The organism is Mitsuaria sp. TWR114, assembly GCF_007997345.1.
Genome location: NZ_VOSR01000411.1, coordinates 1 through 2,213 on the forward strand (window position 1 = coordinate 1; position 2,213 = coordinate 2,213).

General features: G+C 71.8%; 2 protein-coding genes and 1 pseudogene. 1 reads left to right on the forward strand and 2 read right to left on the reverse strand.

Annotated elements, in window-relative coordinates:
- The coding region (locus tag FUT87_RS15385; RefSeq protein WP_147241575.1) for a PEP-CTERM sorting domain-containing protein at window positions 1–376 on the forward strand (376 nt) is incomplete at its 5' end.
- A 134-nt stretch (window positions 377–510) separates the two neighbouring features.
- Here the strand turns inward: FUT87_RS15385 and FUT87_RS15390 are convergent.
- Together FUT87_RS15390 and FUT87_RS30765 are read right to left on the reverse strand one after the other, a co-directional pair.
- A complete protein-coding gene (locus FUT87_RS15390) occupies window positions 511–2,007 on the reverse strand; it encodes a carboxypeptidase M32 (RefSeq protein WP_147240247.1) in 1,497 nt (498 codons plus the stop codon).
- Window positions 2,008–2,093: 86 nt separating this feature from the next.
- Window positions 2,094–2,213, reverse strand: a pseudogene (locus FUT87_RS30765) (DedA family protein); the annotation flags it as partial.

Here is a 2,213-nt window from a genome sequence, read left to right on the forward strand (position 1 = left end):
GCTGAACACGGTGGCCGGCGCCTCGTACACGCTGAGCTTCGCCTACACCAACCGCCCGGACAACCAGGGCGCGGTGAGCAACGGCCTGACCTGGCAGATCGGCGACCTGAGCGGCAAGGTCGGCAACAACACCGACACCACCTGGCAGACCTTCAGCACCACCTTCACCGGCACCGGCAGCCCGATGACGCTGCGCTTCGGCGCGACCGGCCGCAGCGACTCCTACGGCACCTCGCTGGACAACGTGGTGGTGTCGACGCTGAGCGCCGGCGGCAACGCCTCCGCCGTGCCGGAACCGCACAGCCTGGCGCTGATGCTGGCCGGCCTGGGCGCGATGGGCTTCGTTGCCCGCCGCCGCAAGGGCGGCAAGGCCTGACACCAGGACAAGCGGGTCCTCGACGACTCGTTGGGAGCGCGACGTGGGGTAGAGACCGCGGACGCGCACGGAGACAAGGGCACCCCACGGGGTGCCCTTTCTCTTGGGCGGCGCGATGGCGCGCGCCCGGCACCTCAGCCCAGGTAGCGCGTCTCCAGGTGGCGGCGGAAGTGCGCCGGCGCCAGCGCCTCGCCGCTGGCGCGTCGCACCAGCTCCGGCGTCTCCCAGCGGCTGCCCTGCGACCAGATGCGGTCCTTGAGCCAGTCGAAGACCGGCGCGAGCTCGCCGCGCGCGATCTCCTCGTCGAGCGTCGGCCGCTCGCGGCGCATCGTCGCGAACCACTGCGCCGCGTACATCGCGCCCAGCGTGTAGCAGGGGAAGTAGCCGAAGAGGCCGCAGCCCCAGTGCACGTCCTGCATGCAGCCGTCCCTGTAGTTGCCGCGCGTGTCCAGGCCCAGCAGCTCCTGCATCTTGCGGTCCCACAGCGCGGGGATGTCCTCGACCTCGATCTCGCCCTCGATCAGCGGGCGCTCGATCTCGTAGCGCAGGATCACATGGGCCGGGTAGGTGACCTCATCGGCGTCGACGCGGATGTAGCCCGGCGCCACGCGCGTCATCAGCTTGTGCAGGTTGTCCGCGGCGAATCCGCGCTGACGGCCCAGGTGGCGCTCCACCAGCGGCTGCAGCAGGCCGGCGAAGCCGGGATGCGCGGCCAGCTGCATCTCGAAGGACAGGCTCTGGCTCTCGTGCAGGCCCATCGAGCGCGCCCGGGCCACCGGCAGCCCCAGCCACGCGCGCGGCAGGTTCTGCTCGTAGCGGCCGTGGCCGGTCTCGTGGATGGTGCCGGTCAGGCTCTGCAGGAAGCTGTCGTCGCGGTAGCGCGTGGTCATGCGCACGTCCTCGGGCACACCGCCGCAGAACGGATGGGCGCTCTCGTCCAGCCGGCCGGCCTCGAAGTCGAAGCCCAGCAGCTTCATCGCGTCCAGTCCGAGCGCCCGCTGCGCGGCCGCCGGGAACGGGCCCTGCGGGTGGATGACGTTGTCGCGCGCCTGGCGGTCCATGACCTGCCCGATCAGCCCCGGCAGCCACTGGCGCAGGTCGCCGAAGACGCGGTCCACCTCCGCCGAGCGCATGCCCGGCTCGAACTGGTCGAGCAGCGCGTCGTAGCGGCTCAGGCCCGCGTCGTCGGCGAGGTACTGCGCTTCTTCCCGCGCGTAACGCACCACCGGGCGCAGGTTCTCGACGTAGCCGGCCCAGTCGTTGGCCGGGCGTTGCTGGCGCCATTGATGCTCGCAGTGCGAGTTGGCCAGCGAGCGCGCCTCGACCAGCCGCTGCGGCACCGCATTGGCCGAGCGCCAGACGCGGCGCATCTCGCGCAGCGAGGCGCGCTGGACATCGTCCAGCGGCTCCTGCGCCGCCTCGTCGAGCAGCTGCTTCAGCGCCGGGTCGGTGCCCAGCTGGTGCAGCAGGCCGTCCATCTCGGCCAGCGCCTCGGCGCGGGCCTGCGCCCCGCGCGACGGCATGAAGGCGGACTGGTCCCAGGACGCGATCGACTGCAGGTGGGACAGACGGTGGATGCGCTGGTGGCGCTGGCACAAGGCGTCATAGGCCGGGGTGCGGGGGGTGCTCATGGCGGGGTCTCCTGTCGGTGCCCCGCATTGTGCAAGCGTCGGCGCAGGGTCCCTCCAGTCACGTCCGGCCGGGCGCGGCGCCGCGCTCAGTCCAGCATGGCGACACCCACCGAGGTCATCAGCAGGTAGCGGGCGAACTTGCCGATCGCCATGTAGCCGACGCAGGGCCAGAACGGCAGACGCAGCCAGCCCGCCAGCGCGCACAG